The organism is Pseudonocardia sp. 2-7 (assembly GCF_056341085.1).
This window is the reverse complement of record NZ_CP094507.1, coordinates 3,033,386-3,055,172: the sequence shown is the minus strand read 5'-3', so window position 1 is coordinate 3,055,172 and position 21,787 is coordinate 3,033,386. Positions and strand designations below refer to the sequence as shown.

At 74.1% G+C, this 21,787-nt stretch carries 20 protein-coding genes; 9 read left to right on the top strand and 11 right to left on the bottom strand.

The window, feature by feature from the left end:
* Nucleotides 1–9: 9 nt before the first annotated feature.
* Both MTO91_RS14840 and MTO91_RS14835 read left to right on the top strand, forming a co-directional pair.
* Nucleotides 10–582: a class I SAM-dependent methyltransferase gene (locus tag MTO91_RS14840; protein WP_476651557.1), complete on the top strand. Its 573-nt coding sequence runs from the start codon at nt 10–12 to the stop codon at nt 580–582.
* Nucleotides 583–592: 10 nt separating this feature from the next.
* Nucleotides 593–1,051 (top strand): cupin domain-containing protein, encoded by a 459-nt coding sequence (locus tag MTO91_RS14835; protein WP_251782416.1) that lies wholly within the window; start codon nt 593–595, stop codon nt 1,049–1,051.
* On the opposite strand, the gene MTO91_RS14830 is transcribed toward MTO91_RS14835, so the two are convergent.
* The gene (locus MTO91_RS14830) at nt 990–1,496 is read right to left on the bottom strand and encodes a hypothetical protein (protein ID WP_476651556.1); all 507 of its coding nucleotides are present in this window, start codon (nt 1,494–1,496) and stop codon (nt 990–992) included. The two genes, MTO91_RS14835 and MTO91_RS14830, sit on opposite strands and share 62 nt — an antisense overlap.
* A gap of 498 nt (nt 1,497–1,994) precedes the next feature.
* Between MTO91_RS14830 and MTO91_RS14825 the strand changes: the two genes are divergently transcribed.
* The 5 genes from MTO91_RS14825 to MTO91_RS14805 all read left to right on the top strand — a co-directional run bounded on the left by MTO91_RS14825 (nt 1,995) and on the right by MTO91_RS14805 (nt 7,037).
* Nucleotides 1,995–3,020 (top strand): reverse transcriptase family protein, encoded by a 1,026-nt coding sequence (locus MTO91_RS14825; protein WP_476651554.1) that lies wholly within the window; start codon nt 1,995–1,997, stop codon nt 3,018–3,020.
* A gap of 189 nt (nt 3,021–3,209) precedes the next feature.
* A complete protein-coding gene (locus MTO91_RS14820) occupies nt 3,210–4,385 on the top strand; it encodes a Cmx/CmrA family chloramphenicol efflux MFS transporter (protein ID WP_476651553.1) in 1,176 nt (391 codons plus the stop codon).
* Nucleotides 4,386–4,465: 80 nt separating this feature from the next.
* The gene (locus MTO91_RS14815; protein ID WP_476651552.1) at nt 4,466–4,987 is read left to right on the top strand and encodes a hypothetical protein; all 522 of its coding nucleotides are present in this window, start codon (nt 4,466–4,468) and stop codon (nt 4,985–4,987) included.
* A gap of 87 nt (nt 4,988–5,074) precedes the next feature.
* Entirely contained in the window at nt 5,075–5,662 is a 588-nt protein-coding gene (locus MTO91_RS14810; RefSeq protein WP_476651550.1) for a hypothetical protein, read from the top strand.
* Between the two features lie 82 nt (nt 5,663–5,744).
* Nucleotides 5,745–7,037, top strand: a complete 1,293-nt coding sequence (locus MTO91_RS14805; RefSeq protein ID WP_476651549.1) for an HNH endonuclease signature motif containing protein — start codon at nt 5,745–5,747, stop codon at nt 7,035–7,037.
* Nucleotides 7,038–7,060: 23 nt separating this feature from the next.
* Here MTO91_RS14805 and MTO91_RS14800 read toward each other — a convergent pair whose 3' ends face one another.
* The 8 genes from MTO91_RS14800 to MTO91_RS14765 all read right to left on the bottom strand — a co-directional run bounded on the left by MTO91_RS14800 (nt 7,061) and on the right by MTO91_RS14765 (nt 15,384).
* Nucleotides 7,061–7,747, bottom strand: coding sequence for an NUDIX hydrolase (locus MTO91_RS14800; protein ID WP_476651548.1), 687 nt, complete (start codon nt 7,745–7,747; stop codon nt 7,061–7,063).
* Nucleotides 7,740–8,126: a VOC family protein gene (locus MTO91_RS14795; protein ID WP_253068144.1), complete on the bottom strand. Its 387-nt coding sequence runs from the start codon at nt 8,124–8,126 to the stop codon at nt 7,740–7,742. Before MTO91_RS14795 ends, MTO91_RS14800 begins: the two co-directional genes overlap by 8 nt.
* 126 nt (nt 8,127–8,252) lie before the next feature.
* On the bottom strand, nt 8,253–9,551 hold the full coding sequence (locus MTO91_RS14790; protein WP_253068143.1) for an extracellular solute-binding protein: 1,299 nt from the start codon (nt 9,549–9,551) through the stop codon (nt 8,253–8,255).
* An 8-nt stretch (nt 9,552–9,559) separates the two neighbouring features.
* Nucleotides 9,560–10,387, bottom strand: a complete 828-nt coding sequence (locus MTO91_RS14785) for a carbohydrate ABC transporter permease (protein ID WP_253068142.1) — start codon at nt 10,385–10,387, stop codon at nt 9,560–9,562.
* Nucleotides 10,384–11,259, bottom strand: a complete 876-nt coding sequence (locus MTO91_RS14780) for a carbohydrate ABC transporter permease (RefSeq protein ID WP_476651547.1) — start codon at nt 11,257–11,259, stop codon at nt 10,384–10,386. Before MTO91_RS14780 ends, MTO91_RS14785 begins: the two co-directional genes overlap by 4 nt.
* Nucleotides 11,256–12,650: a glutamate decarboxylase gene (gene gad, locus MTO91_RS14775; RefSeq protein WP_476651546.1), complete on the bottom strand. Its 1,395-nt coding sequence runs from the start codon at nt 12,648–12,650 to the stop codon at nt 11,256–11,258. The genes MTO91_RS14780 and gad overlap by 4 nt, the downstream gene beginning before the upstream one ends.
* A 33-nt stretch (nt 12,651–12,683) precedes the next feature.
* Entirely contained in the window at nt 12,684–14,075 is a 1,392-nt protein-coding gene (locus MTO91_RS14770; protein WP_253068141.1) for an acyl-CoA synthetase, read from the bottom strand.
* 25 nt (nt 14,076–14,100) lie between these two features.
* Nucleotides 14,101–15,384, bottom strand: a complete 1,284-nt coding sequence (locus MTO91_RS14765; RefSeq protein WP_100877670.1) for an SLC13 family permease — start codon at nt 15,382–15,384, stop codon at nt 14,101–14,103.
* A 118-nt stretch (nt 15,385–15,502) separates the two neighbouring features.
* Between MTO91_RS14765 and MTO91_RS14760 the strand changes: the two genes are divergently transcribed.
* Nucleotides 15,503–16,252: an IclR family transcriptional regulator gene (locus tag MTO91_RS14760; RefSeq protein ID WP_100877671.1), complete on the top strand. Its 750-nt coding sequence runs from the start codon at nt 15,503–15,505 to the stop codon at nt 16,250–16,252.
* Between the two features lie 77 nt (nt 16,253–16,329).
* Here the strand turns inward: MTO91_RS14760 and MTO91_RS14755 are convergent, their stop codons facing one another.
* A complete protein-coding gene (locus tag MTO91_RS14755) occupies nt 16,330–19,137 on the bottom strand; it encodes an aconitate hydratase (protein ID WP_073574758.1) in 2,808 nt (935 codons plus the stop codon).
* 328 nt (nt 19,138–19,465) lie between these two features.
* Here MTO91_RS14755 and MTO91_RS14750 point away from each other — a divergent pair, with 328 nt between their 5' ends.
* Nucleotides 19,466–20,833 carry a C40 family peptidase gene (locus tag MTO91_RS14750; protein WP_476651543.1) on the top strand — a complete coding sequence of 456 codons (1,368 nt, stop codon included), beginning with the start codon at nt 19,466–19,468 and terminating at the stop codon, nt 20,831–20,833.
* Here the strand turns inward: MTO91_RS14750 and MTO91_RS14745 are convergent.
* Nucleotides 20,817–21,725, bottom strand: coding sequence for a LysR family transcriptional regulator (locus MTO91_RS14745; RefSeq protein ID WP_224402348.1), 909 nt, complete (start codon nt 21,723–21,725; stop codon nt 20,817–20,819). The two genes, MTO91_RS14750 and MTO91_RS14745, sit on opposite strands and share 17 nt — an antisense overlap.
* Between the last annotated feature and the right edge of the window lie 62 nt (nt 21,726–21,787).

Below are 21,787 nucleotides of genomic sequence, written 5' to 3'. Positions count from 1 at the left end.
GTCGCGGGCATGGCGATGAACGCGCTGCACCGACGGATCTGCCGCTCCGACTCCTGGGCCGACCGGATGCACGGGACGACGCTGCCCTGGGCCGTCCGCGACGTCGACCTCACCGGCGAGGTCCTGGAGATCGGCCCCGGTTACGGCGTCACCACCCGCTGGCTCGCGCCGCGCACGGGGGCGCTGACCGCGCTGGAGGTCGACCCGGAGCTGGCCGCGGACCTGCGTGCGGACCTCGGGGGTGAGCTCGGCGTCGACGTCCGGCACGGCGACGGCGCCGCCCTGCCCTTCCCGGACGGCAGCTTCGACGCCGTCGTCTGCTTCACGATGCTCCACCACGTGCCGACGCCCGGCGAGCAGGACCGGCTCTTCGCCGAGGCCGCGCGGGTACTGCGTCCCGGTGGGACGTTCGCCGGCATCGACTCCCGGATGTCGCTGCGGTTCCGGACGATCCACATCGGGGACACTCTGACCGCGGTCGACCCGGCGACGCTGCCGCGGCGGCTCGGGGCGGCCGGGCTCGCACGGCCGGAGACCGAGACGGGTGCGCGGTCGTTCCGGTTCCGGGCCGGCCGCGGCTAGGGTCGGGTGCATGAGCACCGACTGGCGCCACGACGGCGTCCGGGTCATCCCCGGCGACATGCTCGACGCCAACACCCCGCAGACGCCCGGCATGCACCGCGCCGCCGCCGTCACCGGGGACCGGGCCGGCGCGCAGCGGCTGTGGGCGGGCACGGTGACCATCCACCCCGGCGCCCGCACCGGCGCGCACCACCACGGGGAGCTGGAGAGCGTCATCTACGTCGTCCGTGGCCGGGCCCGGATGACGTGGGGCGAGAACCTGGAGTTCACCGCCGAGGCCGGGCCGGGCGGGTTCATCTTCGTGCCGCCGTTCGTGCCGCACCAGGAGATCAACGCCCTCGACGACGAGCCGCTGGAGTGCGTGCTGACCCGCTCCGGTCAGGAGCCGATCGTGGTCAACCTCGACATCACCGGGGTGCCCGACCCCGAGCACGTCCCCTGGGTCGACCCCCTGCACCCACGGCACTGAGCAGCGTCACCGCGAGGTTGACCGCGAGCAGCGTCCCCAGCACGGCGTCGATCACCGGCCACGCCCGCACCGACGGGTCCAGCCCCAGGGTGAACACGGCCAGCGGATCCACGAGCCGCCCGCGGTAGGCGAGCAGCGTCGCCGGGCCCAGCGCGAGCAGCAGCCCCACGACCCGGCCCACGGTGCCCGCCGGCCCCGGGTGCCGGCGACCCCACAGCGCCGCGAGCGCGAGCAGCACCAGCCCCGCCAGGATCAGCGGGAGCCAGGCCCGCCACAGCCCGACCGGCAGCACCGGCACCGCCGTCCCGTGCCGGAAGACCAGGCCCGGGACCTGTTGGGCGACCACCAGGACGGCGACCACCGCGGCGACGACCGGCGTCCCACGCGACGGCACCCCGGAGGACGGCGGCCCCTCGGACGGCCCCTCGGACGGCACGGCACTCACGGGGGCCGACGATACGGGGCCGTCCCGGCCGTCCGGCCGTCACCGCGTCGGGTGGGCGCCGCGGGGCGGTCCGACCGGTAGCGACGGTGCCGATGCGGCGGCGGACGGACGAGCAGGCGGCCGCCCCGGTTCCGGCCAGGGCAAGCGACTCCGGGGCAACCCCGGGGTGCACCGGCACGATGCAGCACGGCGTCCCGCGCGCGGGTGGCAGGACAGCGCTGCCGGCGGCGCGCGGCGGACGGAGAACACCGGTCGACCCCCGCCGCCGCATCACCCCGCCGTCCGGGGGCCGCCGCACAGCACGGGGCCGCTGATGGCACCGGACCCGGCGGCGATCGCCGCGGCCGCCTGCGCCGGGCGCTGGGGCACGGACCCGCTGACCGAGCGGCTCGCCCGGCTCGGCGGCTGGTCGGGCCCCGACGAGCTGGCCGGCGTCGTGGGCGCCCTCGTCGCCCGGCGGCGCCGCGCCGGCACCGGACGGTCGTCCAGCCCGACCCGGTGTGGCGCCTGCCGGTGCCGCGCTGGACGGACCTGCCCGCCCTGGCCGCCGCCCTGCACCTCGACGACGGCGAGCTCGCCTGGTTCGCCGACCCCGGCGGCTGGCGGCGCCGCGCCCCGGACGGCCCGCTGACCCACTACCGGCGGCACTGGACACCGTCGCGCTCCGGGACGCCGCGCCTGGTCGAGGCACCCGCCCGCGGCTCGCCGAGCTGCAGCGCCGGATCGTGCGCAGCGTGCTCGACCGGATCCCGGTGCACCCGGCCGCGCACGGCCACGTCCGCGGCCGCAGCCCGCACACCCTCGCCGCGGAGCACCGGGCCCGGCCGGATGGTGCTGCGCCTGGACCTGGAGGGCTTCTACTCCCACGTCACCGGCGGCCGGGTCGCCGGACTCCTGCGGGTCGCGGGGTACCCGCCCGCCGTCGCCGCCGCCGTCGCCGGGCTCCTCGTCACCACCACCCCGCCCGGGGTGCTGCGCGCCTGCCCGCACCGGGGCGACCCCGCCCCGCGACGACGGCTGCTCGATCGCCTGGCCGCACCGCACCTGCCGCAGGGGGCGCCGTCGTCGCCGACGGTGGCGAACCTGCTCACCTACGGGCTGGACCGGCGGCTGAGCGGCCTGGCCGCCGCGGTCGGCGCCGTCTACGGCCGCTACGCCGACGACCTCGTGTTCTCCGGCGACGCGACGCTGCCGGTGCAGGGCCTGGCGCAGCGGGTGGCCGCGATCGCCGCGGAGGAGGGCTTCCGCGTCCGCCCGGACAAGACCCGGATCATGCCCGCGCACCACCGGCAGAGGATCGTCGGGCTCGTCGTGAACGGCAGCGAGCCCGCGGCGTCGCGCCGCGACCACGACGAGCTCCGCGCGATCCTGCACAACGCGGCCAGCACCGGCCCGGACGCCCAGAACCGGGCCGGGCACCCCGCGTTCCGCGAGCACCTGTTGGGACGGATCGCCTGGGTGGGGCACGGGCGCCCGGCCCGGGCGGCGCGACTGCGGGAGTTGTTCGACCGCATCGTCTGGTGAGCGGCCCGGGAGCGGAAACGGCGGGCGCCGGGGGAGCGCGGCGGCTACGGTGACGGCCGTGAGCAGCCCGGAGTCGAACAGGCGGTAGCCACCGGTCCCCACCGGTGGCGGCGACCTCCCATGCCCGCTACCGGTGACGAGGCCGGACCGGCGTCCGTTCCACGACCCCGCCACCCACGGAGTTCCACCGTGCTGCTCGTCGTCCTCGCCTGCGCCGTGTTCGCGCAGGCCACCTCGGAGTTCATGCTCGCCGGGCTCGTCCCGGACATCGCCGCCGACCTCGGCGTCACCCCGCTCGCCGCCGGGTCGTTGACCTCGGCGTTCGCCGTCGGGATGGTCGTCGGCGCGCCGCTCGTGGCGCTCGCCGCCCGTCGGCTGCCACCGCGGCTCGCGCTGCGGGGGTTCCTCGCCGCGTTCGTCGCCGTGCACGTCGCCGGGGCGCTGGCCCCCGGACTCGGGGTCCTGCTGGTCACCCGGGTGCTCGCGGCGCTGTGCACCGCCGGGTTCCTCGCCGTGGCCCTGTCGGTCGCGGTCGCCGCCGTGCCGCCGGAGCGCACCGCCCGCGCGACCGCGACCCTGCTGTCCGGCACGACCCTCGCCCTGATCGCCGGCGTGCCGGCCGGGGCGCTGGTGGGGCAGGCGTTCGGCTGGCGGGCGACGTTCTGGTCGGTCGCGGCGGTCGCCGCCGTCGCGCTGGTGGGGGTCGTCGCCGGGGTCCCGGCCGACGACGGCGGCCGGGCACCCGCGCCCGGTCCGCGGGCCGAGCTGACGGTGCTGCGCCGGGGCCCGGTCGTCCGGACACTCGCGCTCGGCGCGCTGGTGAACGGCTCGACGTTCGCCGCGCACACCTACCTGTCCCCGCTGCTGGCGACGGCGGGCGGCCCGCCCGCGGTGCCCGCCGGCCTGTTGCTGTTCGGGGTCGGCGCCGTCGCCGGGGTGGGCGTCGCGGGCCGGTTCGCCGACACCCGCACCCGTCCGCTGCTGCTCGTCGCGGGCGGCGCGCTGCCGCCGGGCTGGGTGGCGCTCGCCGTCGGTGCCGCGCACCCGGTGGCGGTCCTCGCGCTGGTGGGCCTGCTGGGCGCGCTCGGGTTCGCTGTCGGCTCGACGCTGATCGCGCGGGCGCTGACGCTCGCCCGTGAGGCGCCGACCCTCGGCGGCGCGGTCGCCACCGCGTCGCTGAACGCCGGGGCGACGGTGGGCCCGCTGCTGGGCGGTGCGGGACTCGCCGTCGCCGGGCCCACCGGTCCGGTGTGGACGGCGGCGGCGCTGGCCCTGGTCGCTTCGCCAATGCTGGCTTCGGTCGCCCGCCCGGCCGGCGTGCCGGACCCCGTCATCACTTCCGATGAACGGCCGTCCGGACGATAACGACGTGCTCCGTCCGGAGCGATCCACCGGGCGTACGGGCCGTGTCGGGCGGCCCCGAGGTCGACCGGGGAGACCGCGCGATGATCCTGCACCGCCGCGCACGCCGTTCCGTGCCCCGCCTCGTCCTGGCCGCTGTGGTGCCGGCGACGACGGCTGCCGCGCTCTGCGTCGCGTCGTTCGCGTCGGCGGCGCCGGTGATCGCCGGGCCGACGGCCCTGCGGGCGGCGGCGTCGGGGCCGAGCGCGGTGACGCGGGACTTCCCGGCGCCGGTGGTCCCTGACGGGATAGTGCCCGCCGCGCCACTGGAGTCGTTCGTCCCGGAGCCGGTGGTCTACACCTGTGAGCCGTGGGCCGACGCCGAGTTCGGGGACCCGGCACACCCGGACGACATCACCAACAAGGCCTGCCCCGAGCTGAACGCCGCGAAGGAGCAGGCGCAGCGGGAGTACCTCGAGCAGCAGCGACGGCAGAGTGGCGAGTACGTGGACCCGGCCGAGCTGGTCGCTCGCGGCCAGTACGAACCGGGCGCGGGCTACCCGGTGGGCTCGACCGAGCGGGCGAGATGTCTGCAAAACCCTCTCGACCCGATCTGCGGGGGCTGAGCCGTGCACGCGACGCTCCTACGGTGGCTCTCACTGGTCGGGGTCCTCGTCGTACTCACGACCGGCGTGGTCACCGCGTTGGTCGTGATGCCTGCCTCGAATCCGGTCGCCGCACCGCCCGCGCCTCCCGCGGTCGCCGTGGTCGTTCCCCCACCGGTCGCCACCGCGGCGTCGGCGACGGGGGTGGACGCGGTCGAGCAGACCCCGCGTACGACGGCTCCCGCCGCGACCCCGGCGCCCGTCCCACCGTCGGCCGTGGCCGGGACGGACCTCGACGGGCTCTGGGCGCGCTGGCAGCAGCTGAACGACGTCTGCCGCGGCGAGACCGGCCCGGACAGCGACCGGGCCTGCGTCGACCGTGCCGAGGTGCAGGAACGCCATGCGCGACGCAGCGCCGACGAGTTCCTGACCGCGTGGCGGGCCGGTGACGCCACCGGGATGCGCCGGCTCAGCGCCGACGACGCCACGGACAACGTTGGCCGCCCCCTGGTGCCGAACCTGCTCGCGTTCATCCCCGCCGAGTCGCGTGTCGAGCTGAACTACGACGTCGTCGGCTCCGGCCGGGTGTCCGCCTTCATGACGACGACCGGCGGCGGCCCCGCCCTCTATCTGGAGTGGGACATGGACTACGAGCGCGGATGGGTCGTGGCGAGCTACGCACCCGACGTGGGCTGACCACCGAGCCGCTCGTCGCCGTACACCGTCCGCGCAGCTCAACGGGCACTCATCGAACGCATGGTCGAGTAGAATCAGATGCGTGGACGAGCTCTGGAAGACCGACGACGAGGACCTTCTCGTCGCGATCGCGGCCGTCCAGGAACGGATCAACCGCGAGTCCGCGTCCCTGGTCGCCCTCGTCGCCGAGGTCGCCACCCGCGGTCTGGCCGGGGCGAAGGGGTTCCGGGACACCGCGGACCTGCTGCGCACGGTGCAGAACGTCGGGGCGTCCACCGCCCGTGCCCGGGTCGACGCCGCCCGGAAGCTCTCGCCGCTGTTCCTGATCACCGGTGACCAGGTCGACCCCGAGCTGCCGGTGCTGGCGGAGGCGTTCGAGCAGGGCGCGGTGACCCCCGAGCACGTGCGCGTGATCATCCGGGTGCTCGCCTCGCTGCCCCCGCACCTCGGCGAGCACCGGCCGGTGCTGGAGGCCGACCTCGTCGCTCACGCCCGCACCCTGGATCCCGATGCGGTGGACACGCTCGGCAGGCGGGCCGTCGCGCTGCTGGACCCCGACGGGCCGTGCCCGCAGGAACCGAAGCCGACCCGGAACCGGTTCACGCTGCGTCCGCAGGGGTCGGGGTTCGAGGCGCGGGGCTGGCTGGACACCGAGTCCGCCGCGGTCCTGCGCAGCGCGTTGTCCCCGCTGACCGCCCCGGTCCCGGCCGACGGCGCCGGGCAGGCGCGGGACGAACGTTCCACGGCCGAGCGCAACGGGGACGGTCTGGTCGAGCTGGCCCGTCGGTTGCTGGCGGTCGGGGACCTCGGCGTCGAGAACGGGCTGCCGGTGGCGCTGACCGTGACGGTGCCCCTGGAGACCCTGACCTCGGGTGCCGGGGCGGGGTTGCTCGGGTTCGGTACGGGTGGGTCGTCCGCGGCGATCGTCGCGCAGGATGCGTTGCGGTTGGCGTGTGATGCGCGAGTGGTGCCGATCGTGCTGGGGGCGGCGGGTGAGCCGCTGTTCGTCGGGCGCGAGCACCGGCTGGCGACGCGGGCGCAGCGTCGCGCGCTGGCCCAGCGCGACGGCGGGTGCGCCTTCCCCGGGTGCGAGGCGCCGCCGCAGTGGTGCGTGGCCCACCACGTCCGGCACTGGGCCCACGGTGGATGCACCGACCTCACGAACCTGGTGCTGCTGTGTCCGTACCACCATCGCATGATCCACATCGGGGACTGGGCGGTCGAGATCGACGGCGGGTTCCCGGTGTTCCATCCACCACCCTGGGTGCCGGGCGGGCCCCGGCGCAACCCGCTCCACCGGCCCGACCTGCCCGTCCCACGAAGCCCTCGGCACAGTGCTCCGGTGCTGCTCGACGCCGTCCTGGCCTCGTCGTGAGTGGCCTACGCGGGCCGCCGCGGTCACAGCGACTCCCACTCCAGCTCCGGGCCGGGCGGCCACGGCCGCTCCCACCCGCCCAGGCGCAGCACCGCGTCGACGACGTCGCCGGTGAACCCCCACACCACGTCGCCGCCCACCCGGAATCCGGGGCCCCGCCAGGCCCCGCCGCCGGCCCGGAGCCGGAACCGGTGCGCCGGGTCGGCCAGCACCGCCAGCGGCACGTGCAGCACCGCCTCGGTCTCGGCCGGGTCGACCGCGTGCAGCCGGGTCGGCGTCCGCCAGTGCCCGAGCACTGCGGTCACGTGGAACCCGCTCAGCAGGATCAGACGCGGCAGCATCGCGACGACGTCCACACCGGACGGGTCCAGCCCGGTCTCCTCGGTAGCCTCCCGCAGCGCCGTCGCGGCCGGGTCGGTGTCGCTCGGGTCCGCGCGGCCCCCGGGGAAGGAGATCTCCCCGGAGTGGTGGCGCAGTCGTCGGGCCCGCCGCTGCAGCACGACCTCCGGGCCGTCCGGGCCCTGGCCGAGCAGTACCAGAACGGCCGACTGCCGGGGCCCGACGTGGTCGGGGGGCAGGTCGTTCGCGCTGATGTCGCGCGGCCCGGCGTGCTCCAGCCCGCGCAGCAGCGGCCCCATCCAGTCGGGGGCCCGGCCGGGATCGGGCCGGGCCGCGGCGAGCCACCGGCGGGCCGCGGCGACGTCACACATACGGCCGGGTGATCATCTCGAGATAGTGACCGGCCGGGTCGAGGAAGTACACCCCGCGCCCGCCGTGGCCGTAGTTGATCTCCCCGGGACGCGTGCGCTGCGGGTCGGCCCAGTGCTCCGTCCCGGCCTTGACGAGCCGGGCGTACGCGCGGTCGAACAGCGCGTCGTCGACGAGGAACGCGTAGTGCTGCGGCTGGATCTCGGGCACCACGTGGAGCGGCAGGTCGGCGAACTGGACGAGGACACCGCCGTCGAGGGCGATGTTGGTGAACGGCCCCCAGGACGGCGCCTGCGCCGCCTCCAGGACGTGCCGGTAGAACGCGGCGGAGGCCACCCGGTCCCGGGTGGCGATGATCGTGTGGTTGAACGTGCAGGTCATACGGGTCTCCTGACGACAGCGGGGACCACGCGAACGACCTGCGGAAGGAGCTGCGCCCGCGGGCCCGTGCGGGACTGGCGAGAACTCCTTCCGGCTGGGCCCATCGGGGGCGCACCGCGGAGGTTATCAGCGCAGGGCCGCGTTGCCGACGTCCTGCGCCGCCCGCAGCCCCGGGCCGACCGGGACCCGGCCGGCGAACAGCTCGTCGAGCGCGGGCTCCATCGCCGTCGTCGCCGCGCCGACCTTCGGGCCGGACGGGGCAGGGGTCGTCGGGCCGTCCGCGACGAACTCCCGGGTGTCGATGCCGCGGCGCGCCCAGTGGTCGAACCAGCCCCGCTGGGCCGCCGTCACCGCGGGCAGCCCGGCGCCGCTGTCGCCCACCGGGGCGGCTCCCTCGGGAGATCCCAGCCAGCGCAGCACCCGCAGGATCTCCGGGCGCTTCGGGCTGTCGGCGTTGCCGGCGGCCACGATGCTCGACACCACGCTGACCCGGCCCCGCGGGCCCTCGACCATGGGGGCGACGCCCCACTCGAACGTGGCGCCCTCGGCGATGTTGGCGAGGTTGTAGGTGCCGCTCTGGAACAGCGCCATCCGGCCCTGCAGGAACTGGTCGCGGCTGAAGTCCGGGTTCTGGTTCGTGTCCGCCGCGGACGGCGCCACCCGCTCGGTGTTGATCATGTCCACCAGGTAGCCGAACGCCTGCTCGCCCGCGGGGGTCGCGACGTCGAAGGTCTCGTCGGGCGCCTGGAGCCGCCCGCCTGCCGAGCCGAGGAAGTCGAGATAGATCGCCTGCAGGTCCCGGGCGGCGTTGAAGCCGTACTGGCGCACGGTGCCCGGGTCGAATCCGGGCGTGCCGGCGCTGCGTCCGGCGGCGTCGCGGGTCAGCCTCCGGGCCGCGGGGAGCAGGGTGTCGCGGGCCGGGTCGGTGGGGTCCCAGCGCAGCGCGGCCGGGTCGACCCCGGCGGCGCGGACCAGGTCCTTGTTGTAGAACACGGCGATCCGGCCGTCGGTCACCACCGGGACGCCCCACAGGGTCCCGCCGCGGGTGTACTGCTCGGCGGCGGCGTCCACCCAGCCGGCGCGCTGGTCGGCGAGCGCGGCACCGACGTCGATCAGTCTCCCGGCGTCGGCGAACGCCCCGAAGTTCGAGGAGTTGACCCAGTAGATGTCGGTCGCGGTGCCGGACGCGACGTCCAGCGGCAGCGAGGTGAAGTAGTCCGAGAACGGAACCTGCACGAGCTCGACCCGGATGTCCGGGTTGGCCCGCGAGAACGCCGCGAACGAGCGCTCGTAGGCCGCCGCGACCTGGGTGTCCCACAGCCGCAGCGTCACCGTGGTGACGCCGTCGGCGTCGTCGTCGAAACGGGACGCCGGCGAGCACGCCGCCAGCAGCAGCACCCCGACCAGCGCCAGGGCGGCGCCCATCCGCCGTCTCACCGGAACCCCGTGATCGTGATCGAGCGGACCACGCTGCGCTGGAACACCAGGAACAGCACGATCAGCGGGACGATTGCCACCGTCGTCGCCGCCATCACGACCGGCCAGTTCCCGTTGTACTGCGTCTGCAGCCCGGCGGTCGCCACCGTCATCACCTGCCATGTCCGGCCGGAGGTGATGACCAGCGGCCACAGGAAGTTGTTCCAGTGCGTCACCACGGTGATCACCGCCAGCGTCGTGAGGATCGGCCGGCTCACCGGCACGACGACGTGCCGCAGGATCCCGACCGTCCCGGCGCCGTCGAGCCGGGCGGCGTCGATCAGGTCCTGCGGGATGGTCCGGAAGTGCTCACGCAACAGGAAGATCGCGAACGGCGACCCGAGCACGTAGGGCAGCACCAGCGCCCAGAACGTGTTCCGCAGCCCCACCTCGGTCATCATCAGGTACAGCGGGATCACCGTCACCGCCTGCGGGACCATCAGCGTCCCCAGGTACACCCAGAACAGCGCGTCCCGGCCGGGGAACTCCAGCCGCGCGAACGCGTACGCCGCCAGCACCGAGAACAGCAGCTGTCCCACCAGGACGACGACCACCACCTGGGCGGTCACCGCGATCGGGGTCACGAAGTCGTAGTCCCGGCCGAACAGGGTCACGATGTTCTCCACCGTGGGCGGGGCCGGCGGTGACAGCACCGGCGTCGACGCGAACTGCCGGGTCGTCTTCAGCGCCGTCGTCACGCTCAGCACGAACGGCGCCAGCGTCGCCGCCGCGCCCACCAGCAGCGCGACCAGCACGGCCGCGTCGACGAGCCTGCCCCGCCTCACGTGTCGAGCTCGTAGGTCGTGCGACGGCTGAACCACCGCTGCTGGGCCACGGTCACCACCACCAGGATCACGAACAACACCACCGCCATCACCGCGGCCTGCCCGACCGCGCGGTTCTCGAACGCCTCGTAGTAGATCCGCCCCGCGACGACGTCGGTGACACCCTGTGGGCCGCCGTTCGGCGTGAGGGCGTACACCGAGTCGAACACCTGGAAGCTGGAGATCACCCCGGTGACCAGCACGAAGAACAGTGTCGGGCGCAGCAGCGGCAGCCGGATCCGCCAGAGCAGCTGCCACGCCGAGGCCCCGTCGAGCCGGGCCGCCTCCACGATCGTGTCCGGGATGGCGCGCAGCCCGGCCAGGAAGAACAGGGTGACGTAGCCGACCTGGGTCCAGGCGGTCACCGCGGCGACCGACGGCAGCGCCAGCGCCGGGTCGGCCAGCCACTCGACGCGGATCCCGAGCAGCGCGTTGAGCGCGCCGTCGGTGGGGGACAGGATCCACCGCCACACCACGCCCAGCACCAGCGGCGCGCAGATCCACGGCAGCACGAAGACCACCCGGAACACCGTCGTCCCGGGCAGCCCGCGGTCCAGGAGCAGCGCCGCCGCCAGCCCGAGCACGGTCTGCACCGGGATGACGATGAGTACGAAGAACGCCGTCACCAGCAGGGACCGCGCGAACCGGCCGTCCGCGGCGACCGCGGCGACGTTGTCCAGCCCGACGAAGGTCCGCGGCCCGACCAGGTCCCACCGGAACAGCGCCAGCCCCAGCACGATCAGCACCGGGACCAGCAGGAACAGCAGCACGCCCACCAGGCTGGGGGCCAGCAGCAGGTACGCGGTGCGGGTGTCCCGCCGGGACCGGCTCACGTCCCGTGGGCGAAGCCCGCGGCCTCGCTCCCGCGGACGGGACCGGCCTGGCGGCGCAGCCGCTCCAGCAGCCGCGCCAGGTCGTCGAGCAGCAGCGCGGCCAGGTCGTGGCTGAACCCGTTGCGGACCACGATCCGCAGCGCCGCCAGGTCCTCCCGGTTCTTCGGGAACGTGTACGCCGGGACCAGCCATCCCGTCTCGCGCAGACCCGCCGACACGTCGAACACCGAGAACGGCTCGCCGTCGGCGACGGTGAACGCGAACACCGGCAGCTGCGAGCCGTCGGTGAGCAGCCGGAACGCGCCCGTCGCCTCGATCCGCCGGGCCAGTCCGGTCGCGATCTCCCGGCAGGTGCCCTGCACCCGGGCGTAGCCCTCGTGCCCCAGCCGCAGGAAGTTGTAGTACTGGGCGATCACCTGGCCGCCGGGGCGGGAGAAGTTCAGCGCGAACGTCGGCATGTCACCGCCGAGGTAGTTCACCCGGAACACCAGGTCCTCGGGCAGCGCGTCGGTGTCGCGCCACACCGCCCACCCGACGCCCGGGTGCACCAGGCCGTACTTGTGGCCGGAGGTGTTGATCGACGCCACCCGCGGCAGCCGGAAGTCCCACTCCAGGTCCGGGTCGCAGAACGGCGCGATCATCGCCCCGGACGCGCCGTCGACGTGCACCGGCACGTCCAGCCCGGTGCGGGACTGCAGGTCGTCGAGCGCCGCGCACAGCTGCGCGACCGGCTCGTAGCTGCCGTCGAAGGTGGATCCCAGGATCGCGACGACGCCGATGGTGTTCTCGTCGCACAGTGCGACGGCCTCCCCGACGCCCAGGTGCAGCCGGTCGCCCTCCATCGGGACCAGCCGCGGCTCCACGTCCCAGTAGTTCGCGAACTTGTCCCAGCAGATCTGGACGTTCGCGCCCATCACGATGTTCGGGCGGTCGGTCGGGAGATCCGCCGCCTTCCGCCGGTGCTGCCAGCGCCGCTTGAGCGCCAGCCCGCCGAGCATGCACGCCTCCGACGAGCCCGTCGTCGAACAGCCGACGGCCCGCCCCGGGTCGGGGGCGTGCCACAGGTCGGCGAGCATCCGCACGCACCGCTGCTCCAGGTCCGCGGTCCGCGGGTACTCGTCCTTGTCGATCATGTTCTTGTCGAAGGACTCGGCCATCAGCCGCTCGGCCTGGGGCTCCGCCCAGGTCGTGACGAACGTGGCGAGGTTCAGCCGGGCGTTCCCGTCGAGCATCAGCTCGTCGTGCACGACCTGGTAGGCGACCTCCGGGTGCATCCCGGCGCCGGGGATGCGGAAGCGGGGGATGTCGACGGGCTCCGCGGCGAAGACCGGGTTGACCGGGACCGCGCGGTCGTCGCCGCGGTCCTCCGAGGGTGAGTGCGCACCGGGCATGATCCGAACCTAGAACCGGACGGCCCGGTCCGCTCAGGTTCCCAGCAGCTTCTTCTGGACCTTGCCCATCGGGTTGCGGGGCAGGCCGTCGAGGAACACGACCTCGCGCGGCCGCTTGTGCCAGGACAGCTGCCCGGCGACGTGGTCGATGAGGACCTGGGCGTCGTGGCCGTCGCCGACGACGTAGGCGACGATCCTCTGGCCGAGGTCGGGGTCGGGGACGCCGACGACGGCGACCTCGGACACGGCGGGGTGGTCGAGCAGGACGGCCTCGATCTCGCCGGACCCGATGCGGTAGCCGCCGGACTTGATCAGGTCGGTGGACTCGCGGCCGACGATGCGGTGGAACCCGCCCGCGTCGCGGACGGCGAGGTCACCGGTGCGGAACCAGCCCTCGCCGGCCCAGCACTCGTCGTTCGCGTCCGGGCGGTTCAGGTAGCCGTCGAACAGCATGGGGCCGCGGACCTGCAGGCGGCCGACGGTCTCGCCGTCGTCGGGGACGGTGTCGGCGTCGGTCGGGTCGTCGGTGGCGGGGAGCAGGCGGGTCTCGGCGCCGGGGACGGGGAGTCCGACCCAGCCGGCGCGGCGTTCTCCGGAGGCGTGCGCGGACAGGGTGATCATGGTTTCGGTCATGCCGTAGCGCTCCACCGGCGCCTGCCCGGTGAGCGCGGCGATCCGGTCGAACAGCGATGCGGGCAGGGGCGCGCTGCCCGACACCAGCAGCCGGGCGCGGGACAGGGCGCGGGCGGCGTCGGGTTCGTCGACGATGCGGTTCCACACCGTCGGCACCCCGAAGTACATCGACGCCCCGACCGCGGCGTAGCGGGCGGGCTGCGGCTTCACGGTGTGCACGACGCGGGAGCCGCGGCGCAGTGATCCGAGGACGCCGAGGATCAGGCCGTGGACGTGGAACAGGGGCAGGCCGTGGGCGACGGTGTCGTCGGGGGTCCAGTCCCAGACCTCGTAGAGGGCGTCGAGGCCGGCGGCGATCGCGGCGCCGGAGAGCTGGGCGCCCTTGGGGCGTCCGGTGGTGCCGGAGGTGTAGAGCAGCATCGCGGTGGCGGCGGGGTCGACCGGGCGCGGGCCGATCGGCTGCGCCCCCGGTAGGACCACGGGGAGGTCGACGTCGTCGGGGCGTTCCCCGGCCCAGGCGGTGGCGCCGGAGTCGGTGAGGACGTGGCCGCGCTCGGCGGGCCCGGAATCCGGCGGCACGGGCACGACCGGCACGCCGGCGAGGATCGCGCCGGTGACGGCGACGACGGTGTCGATCGAGGCGGTCGCGTGCACGGCGACCGGGCCGTCGCCGGGGATGCCGGCGGCGAACCGGCCCGCCCGGTCGACGAGCTCGGCGCGCGAGAGCACGTCGTCGCCGACGGTGACGGCGCGGTCGAGGTCGTGGCTGTCGGTGAGCGAGGTGAGGAACAACGTCGTTCTCCTGGTGGTGACGGGGTCAGACCGCCATGGCGGGCAGCACGAGGGCTCCCACCAGCGCGATCGGGCCGATGACGACCATGGACAGGCCCCAGCGGGTCAGCAGCGCGGTCATGCGGGGACGTTCCTGCTCGTCGACGGTGGTGGCGACCAGCGTCGCACCCACCGTCGAGAAGGGTGACACGTCCACGATGGACGAGCAGACCCCCAGCGCGCAGATCAGCGCCCAGCCCGGGATCCCGCCCTGCTGGACCAGCGGGATCGCCAGCGGCACCAGTGCGGCGAGGATGCCGGTGGTCGACGCGAACGCCGACACCAGCCCGCACACCGCGCAGACCACCAGGGCGGCGAGCAGCGGGACGGTGAGGCTCGCGGCGAGGTCACCCAGCAGGTCGACCGAGCCGATCTCCTGCAGCACACCGACGTAGGTGATGATCCCGCCGACCAGCAGGACGGTGGACCAGTCGATCTCCTTCAGGGCGCCGCGGCCGCTGTCCGGGTCGATCAGGGTGAGCGCCGCGCCGAAGGCGAAGGCCAGCACCCCGACGTCGGGCTCGGCGCCGAGCACCGCCAGCACGACGACCGCCGCGACCAGGCCGAGCATCGCGACGACGGTGATCCAGTGCGTCACGCGGAACGGCTCGCGGGCCGGGGGCTCCTCGTCACCGGGCACCTCGGGCCCGGCGCCGCCGCCCGTCGTGACCGGGACGCGGCTGCGGGCGGAGAACATCAGGTAGGACGCGCCCAGCAGCACCAGGTTCGCGATGATCGCGACCGCGAACAGGGTCAGCGGGTTGAGGGCGATGCCCGCCGCCGACGCCGTCCCCCAGGTGACGATCCCGAACAGCGACGTCGGCGCGAACCCGCCCGCCGACAGCCCGGTGCCGATCGCCAGCGCCATCAGCATCGGGTCCATCCCGCGCCGGTGCGCCACCGTCATCCCGATCGGCGCCATGACCAGCCCGCCCAGTGGCGAGCCCATCGCCGACACCACACCGGTGAGCAGGAAGAACGTCAGCGGCAGCGCCGCGGTCCGGTCGCCGACGACGACCAGCGCCCGGTCCACCAGCCGGCCGATGGTGCCGTTGGACTTCGCGATCCCGAAGAAGAAGGTCACCCCGACCAGCAGGACCAGGATGTCGACCGGGAAGCCCGCGACGATGTCGTCGAGCGGCAGGCCCGCGACGAGCAGCCCCATGCCGGCGGCGGCCGCGAACATGACGATCCCGATGTGGGACCGGCGGACCTCGGCGATCACGAAGACTGCCGCGAACACCACCAGCGTGATGACCTGCACCGCCATGCCTACCCCCGTTGGTACGCGCTTGTCGTATCGGTCCACCCAGTGGCACAGTGGTGCGCACAGTGGACCGCCTGGAGCGGACACTAGGTCGCCCGAACGGGGAAGGTCAACACCGACGATGGCTCCGACGAACAGCGTGGTGACCGCGGTCCGCGTCCTGGAGGCGGTGGGGGAGCGTCAGCCCGTCGGGCTGTCGGACTTGGCCCGGGCGGTCGCGTTGCCCAAGAGCACCGTGCAGCGCACCCTGCGCACGCTCGCCGAGGTCGGGTGGTGCGTCACCGACGACACCGCACGCTGGCGGCTCACCTACCGTGCGTTCGCCGTCGGCAACCAGGCCCGCGACGCCGGCGGCCTGCGGGCGGTGGCGGTCCCGGTGCTGCACGAGCTGCAGCTCGCGACGGGGGAGACCGTGCACCTGGCCGCCCCGGACGGCCGCGAGCTGGTCCTGCTCGAACGGCTCGACACCGCGCACCGGCTGCGCGCGTTCCTGCCGTTGGGCCACCGCATCCCGCTGCACGCCTCGGCCACCGGCCAGGCCTACCTCGCCGCCTGCACCCCGGCGGAGGTCGACTCCTACCTCGCCGGCCCGCTGGAACCCTCCACCCGGCACACCGTCGTCGACCCCGACCTGCTGCGGGCCCGGATCGCCGAGGTGCGCGAGCGCGGGTGGTCGGTCAATCCCGAGGGGCTCTCCGACGGCATCGCCGCGGTCGGCGCCCCCGTCCTCGGTCCCGACGGCCGTCCGGTCGGGGCGCTGTCGGTGTCCGGCCCCACGGTGCGCATGTCCGAGGAGGTCTTCGACGACCACGGCCGCGCCGCCGCCGACGCCGCCCGGCGCATCTCCCGCGACCTGGGGGCCCGCCCGTAGGAACGACCCGCAGGAACGACGGAGCCCGCCCCCTCGGTGAGGGGACGGGCTCCGTGTGGTGGTGGGTGCTGTGCGCGTCAGCTCTTCAGCATGCCCCGCAGGACGTACTGCAGGATGCCGCCGTTGCGGTAGTAGTCCGCCTCACCGGGGGTGTCGATGCGGACCTTCGCGTCGAACTCGACGGTCTCGCCGGAGTCCTTCGTCGCGGTCACGTGCACCGACTTCGGGGTCTTCCCGTCGTTCAGCTCGGTGATGCCGGCGATGTCGAAGGTCTCGGTGCCGTCGAGCCCGAGGCTCGTCGCCGACTCGCCGTCCGGGAACTGCAGCGGGACGACGCCCATGCCGATCAGGTTCGAGCGGTGGATCCGCTCGAAGGACTCGACGATGACGGCACGCACGCCCAGCAGCGCGGTGCCCTTGGCCGCCCAGTCACGCGAGGAGCCGGAGCCGTACTCCTTGCCGCCCAGCACGACCAGCGGGGTGCCCTGCGCGGCGTAGTTCTGCGCGGCGTCGTAGATGAACGACTGCGGCGCCCCGTCCTGGGTGAAGTCGCGGGTGTAGCCACCCGAGACGTCGTCGAGGAGCTGGTTGCGCAGCCGGATGTTCGCGAACGTGCCGCGGATCATCACCTCGTGGTTGCCGCGCCGCGAACCGAAGGAGTTGTAGTCCTTCTTCTCGATGCCGTGGGAGTCCAGGTACTCCGCGGCCGGGGTGCCCGGCTTGATCGCACCGGCCGGCGAGATGTGGTCGGTGGTGACCGAGTCGCCGAGCAGCGCGAGCACACGGGCGCCGGAGATGTCGGTGACCGGGTCCGGCTCGCCCTTCATGCCCTCGAAGTACGGGGGCTTGCGGACGTAGGTGGACTGCTGGTCCCACTCGAAGGTCCGGCCCTCGGGGGTGGGCAGCGCGCGCCAGCGGTCGTCGCCGCGGAACACGTCGGAGTAGCTCTTGGTGAACATCTCCGAGGTGATGGAGGAGTCGACGACGTCGTTGATGTCCTCGGTCGAGGGCCAGATGTCGCGCAGGAAGACGTCGTTGCCCTCGGAGTCCTGCCCCAGGGGCTGGTTCTCGAAGTCGAAGTCCATCGTCCCGGCCAGCGCGTAGGCGATGACCAGCGGCGGGGACGCCAGGTAGTTCATCTTGACGTCGGGGTTGATCCGGCCCTCGAAGTTCCGGTTGCCCGAGAGCACCGAGACGACGGTGAGGTCGTTGTCGTTGACCGCGGCCGAGATCTCCTCGGGCAGCGGGCCGGAGTTGCCGATGCAGGTGGTGCAGCCGTAGCCGACCAGGTTGTAGCCGAGCTTGTCGAGGTAGGGCCAGAGACCGGCCTTCTCGTAGTAGTCGGTGACGACCTGGCTGCCCGGGGCCATCGAGGTCTTGACCCACGGCTTGGTGGTCAGGCCCTTCTCGACGGCGTTCTTGGCCAGCAGCGCCGCGCCGAGCATGACGCTGGGGTTCGAGGTGTTGGTGCAGGAGGTGATCGAGGCGATCACCACGGCGCCGTGGTCGAGCACGAACTCACCGCGCGAGTCGGACTTCACGGTGACCGGCTTGGACGGGCGGCCCTCGCAGCCGTCCGCGGCCGACATGACGACCGGCGCGGCGTCGTCGTCGGCGAAGGAGAGCGCCGGGGCGTCGCTGGCCGGGAAGGACTCGTTCGACGACTCGTCGACGCCGGCGAGCGGGCTGGGGGCCACGTCGTCGTCGGTGTAGTCGTGCACGGTCTTGCGGAACGCCGGCTTGGCGTCGGTCAGCTCGATGCGGTCCTGCGGGCGCTTCGGGCCGGCGATCGACGGGACGACCGTCGAGAGGTCGAGCTCGAGGGTCTCGGAGAAGACCGGCTCGTGGTCCGGGTCGTGCCAGAGGCCCTGCTCCTTGGCGTAGGCCTCGACCAGCGCGATCTGCTCGGCGGAGCGACCGGTGAGCTTCAGGTAGCGGACGGTCTCCTCGTCGATCGGGAAGATCGCCGCGGTCGAGCCGAACTCCGGGCTCATGTTGCCGATGGTGGCGCGGTTGGCCAGCGGCACCGCGCCGACGCCGGCGCCGTAGAACTCGACGAACTTGCCGACGACGCCCTGGCGACGCAGCATCTCGGTGATCGTGAGCACCACGTCGGTGGCGGTCACACCGGTCGGGATCTCGCCGGTCAGCTTGAAGCCGAGCACCTGCGGGATGAGCATCGAGACCGGCTGGCCGAGCATCGCGGCCTCGGCCTCGATGCCGCCGACGCCCCAGCCCAGCACACCCAGGCCGTTGACCATGGTGGTGTGGGAGTCGGTGCCGACCAGGGTGTCCGGGTAGGCCTGCCCGTTGCGGGGCATGACCACGCGCGCCAGGTTCTCGATGTTGACCTGGTGCACGATGCCGGTACCGGGCGGGACGACCTTGAACTCGTCGAAGGCGCCCTGGCCCCAGCGCAGGAACTGGTAGCGCTCCTTGTTGCGCCCGTACTCGAACTCGATGTTCTTCTCGAACGCGTCCGCGGTGCCGAAGAAGTCGATCATGACCGAGTGGTCGATGACCAGCTCGGCGGGCGCCAGCGGGTTGACCTTGGACGGGTCGCCGCCCATCTCGGTCACGGCCTCGCGCATGGTCGCCAGGTCGACGACGCAAGGGACGCCGGTGAAGTCCTGCATGATCACCCGGGCGGGGGTGAACTGGATCTCGGTGTCCGGGTCGGCCTGCGGGTCCCAGTTCGCCAGGGCCGTGATGTGGTCCGCCGTGACGTTCGCACCGTCCTCGGTGCGGAGCAGGTTCTCGAGCAGGACCTTCAGGCTGAACGGCAGGCGCTTCGAGCCCTCCACCGCGGAGAGCCGGAAGATCTCGTAACCGGTGCCCCCGACGTCGAGCTGTCCTCGGGCGCCGAAGCTGTCGGTGCTGGCCACTTGGTGGTCCTCCCGTGGTGGTGGGCGGTCGCTATGTCCGGTGCGATGAACACGCCCCGCCCCGCGGGCCGGGGGTGCTCACCTGCGTCGTGCCGGAGTCTCGCGCACCGCCGTGCCGGCAGCAGCGCGGACCCTCGTACCGCAAATAGTACGCCTGTCCTATAAGCCTGGCGAGGCGGGTGTGGCCGGGGTCGCGGCGCCGTCGCGCGGGTGGCGTCCCCCGTGCGGTGGACGGGTCCGGTGTGTCGCACGGGGTTCGGGTGACACGAGTGGCACTGTTCCCAGTCGATTCCCCGTCGATCCCGCCCGCCCATGGAAGGACCTCCCCGTGACGCGCCAGCCGTCGGCGACCCTCGTCGTGGTGGCCGTGCTCGTCGCGGTCGCGCTGGCCTCGCCCGGGGTGGGCGCGGCCGCGACCGTCGTCGTGCCCGCCGCCGCGGTGCTCCCGGCCCAGCCGCCGCCCCCGCCGCCGCCGAACCCCGGCGACGACGAGCTGGAGCGCAGCCGCCAGTCGGTGCAGGACCGGGCCGCCGAGGTCGGCCGGCTCACCGCCCGCCTCGCCGAGCTCGACGCGCAGGCCGAGCAGCTGCAGATGGAGGTCGCAGGGCGCAACGAGGAGGCGCTCGCCGCCCGGGACACCGCCGACGCCGCCGGTCGTGAGGCCGAGACCGCCGCGGCCCGGGCCGCCGACGCCCGCGCCGCGACCGAGGCCGCGGGCCGCGCCGTCGACGACGCCCGGACCCGGATCGACGCCTTCGTCGGCGACGTCTACACCCACGGTCTCGACCTGGGTCCGCTCGGGCTGCTCTCGCGGGCGACCGACCCGCAGGACCTGATGGACCGGGCCCGGCTCACCGACGCGCTGAGCGAGGACCAGGCCGCGGTCCTGGAGCAGCTCCAGCAGGCCCGTATCGCCCAGGCCAACGCCGACTCCCTCGCCCGTGCGGCGCAGGAGGAGGCCGACCGGCGCCGCGCCGACGCCGAGCAGGCGTCCGCGGCGGCCGACTCCGCCGTCGACGAGGCCGTCGCGGCCGCCGACGCCCAGCAGATCCGGCTCGACGCGGTGCACACCGAGCGCACCGACGTGCAGTCCCGGCTCGACGCCGCCGAGAACGCCGACGCCGGGCTGCGCGCCCAGCGTCAGCGCTACGAGGCGTGGCGGGCCGAGCAGGCCCGGCTCCAGGCCGAGGCCGACCGGCGGGCCCGGGAGGAGGCGGCGTCGCGGGTCGCGCAGGAGCCCGCGCCGTCGGACGGCCCCGCGCCGCGGCGCACCGGGTCGGCGGCGATCGAGACCGTGATCGACCGGGCGATGGCCCAGCTCGGCACCATCTACGCCTGGGGTGGCGGCAACTCGCGCGGACCGACCCGCGGGATCCGCGACGGCGGCGTCGCCGACGCCCACGGCGACTTCCGCAAGGTCGGCTTCGACTGCTCGGGGCTGATGCAGTTCGCCTTCGCCGGGGTCGGCATCGACCTGCCCCGCTACAGCGGCAACCAGGCGAACGCCGGCCGGCTGGTGCCGATCTCGGACATGCGGCGCGGGGACATGCTGTCCTGGGCCGACGGCGGCCGCACCCACCACATCGCCATCTACCTCGGCGACGGGAAGATGCTCGAGGCCCCGTACTCGGGCGCGAGTGTGCGGGTCACCTCGGTCCGCTATGACGGCCTGAACAAGGTCACCCGGCTGCTCTGACGGCCGCGGCCTCGCCGGTCAGCTCGTCGAGCACCAGCCGCACCGCGGGCCGGGTCACCGCACCGCGGGTCACGGCCCGCACCAGCCGGGCGGCCCGCACCCCGGCGAGCGGGCGCAGTGCGAGCCGGGCGCCGTCGCGGTGGTCGGTCGAGTAGCGGGGCAGCAGCGCGACGCCGTGCCCGTGCGCGACGAGCTCCTCGGTGACCGAGAAGTCGTTGATCCGCTGCACCACCCGCGGCACGGTGCCGGTGACCAGTGCGAGCGAGTTGAGCACGTCGTCGACCGGCCACCCGACGGCGACCGAGATCCAGTCGGCGTCGACCAGGTCGGACAGGTGCACCTCGGCGCGGTGGGCCAGCGGGTGGTCCGGGGGCAGGGCGACGTCGAGGGGCTCGCGCAGGAGCGGGTGCACGGTGAGCCGGCCCGTGCGCAGCGGGTCGAGCCGTTCGTCGTGGTGGGTGACGACGACGTCGGCGTCGGCCGCGGCGGCCGGGACCTCCTCCGGGCGCAGGTCGAGGTCGCGACAGGACAGCGCCAGCCCGGGGTGGGCCGACGCCCGGCGCAGCAGCCCGGGCAGCAGCAGCCGGGCCGCCGACGGGAAGAACACCACCCGGACCGTGCCCAGCGGCTGCTCGCGCAGGCCCGCGGTGGTCTCCTCCAGCCGGCCCAGCGCGTCGAGCACCTCCTGCGCCCCGTCGACGACGGCCCGCCCGGCCGCGGTGAGCCGCAGCCCGCGCCCGTCCGGCGCGGTCAGCTCCAGGCCCGCCTCCCGGGACAGTGCCTTGAGCTGCTGGGACACCGCGGACGGGGTGAAGTTCAGCGCCGCGGCGACAGCGGTGACCGAGCCGCGGTCGGCGAGCTCGCGCAGGATCCGGAGCCGCCGCACATCCATGCAGGAACGCTACAACATCGCTTCAGTTGTTGTCGCTGGTCTGCACGGTCTCGGGACGGCAG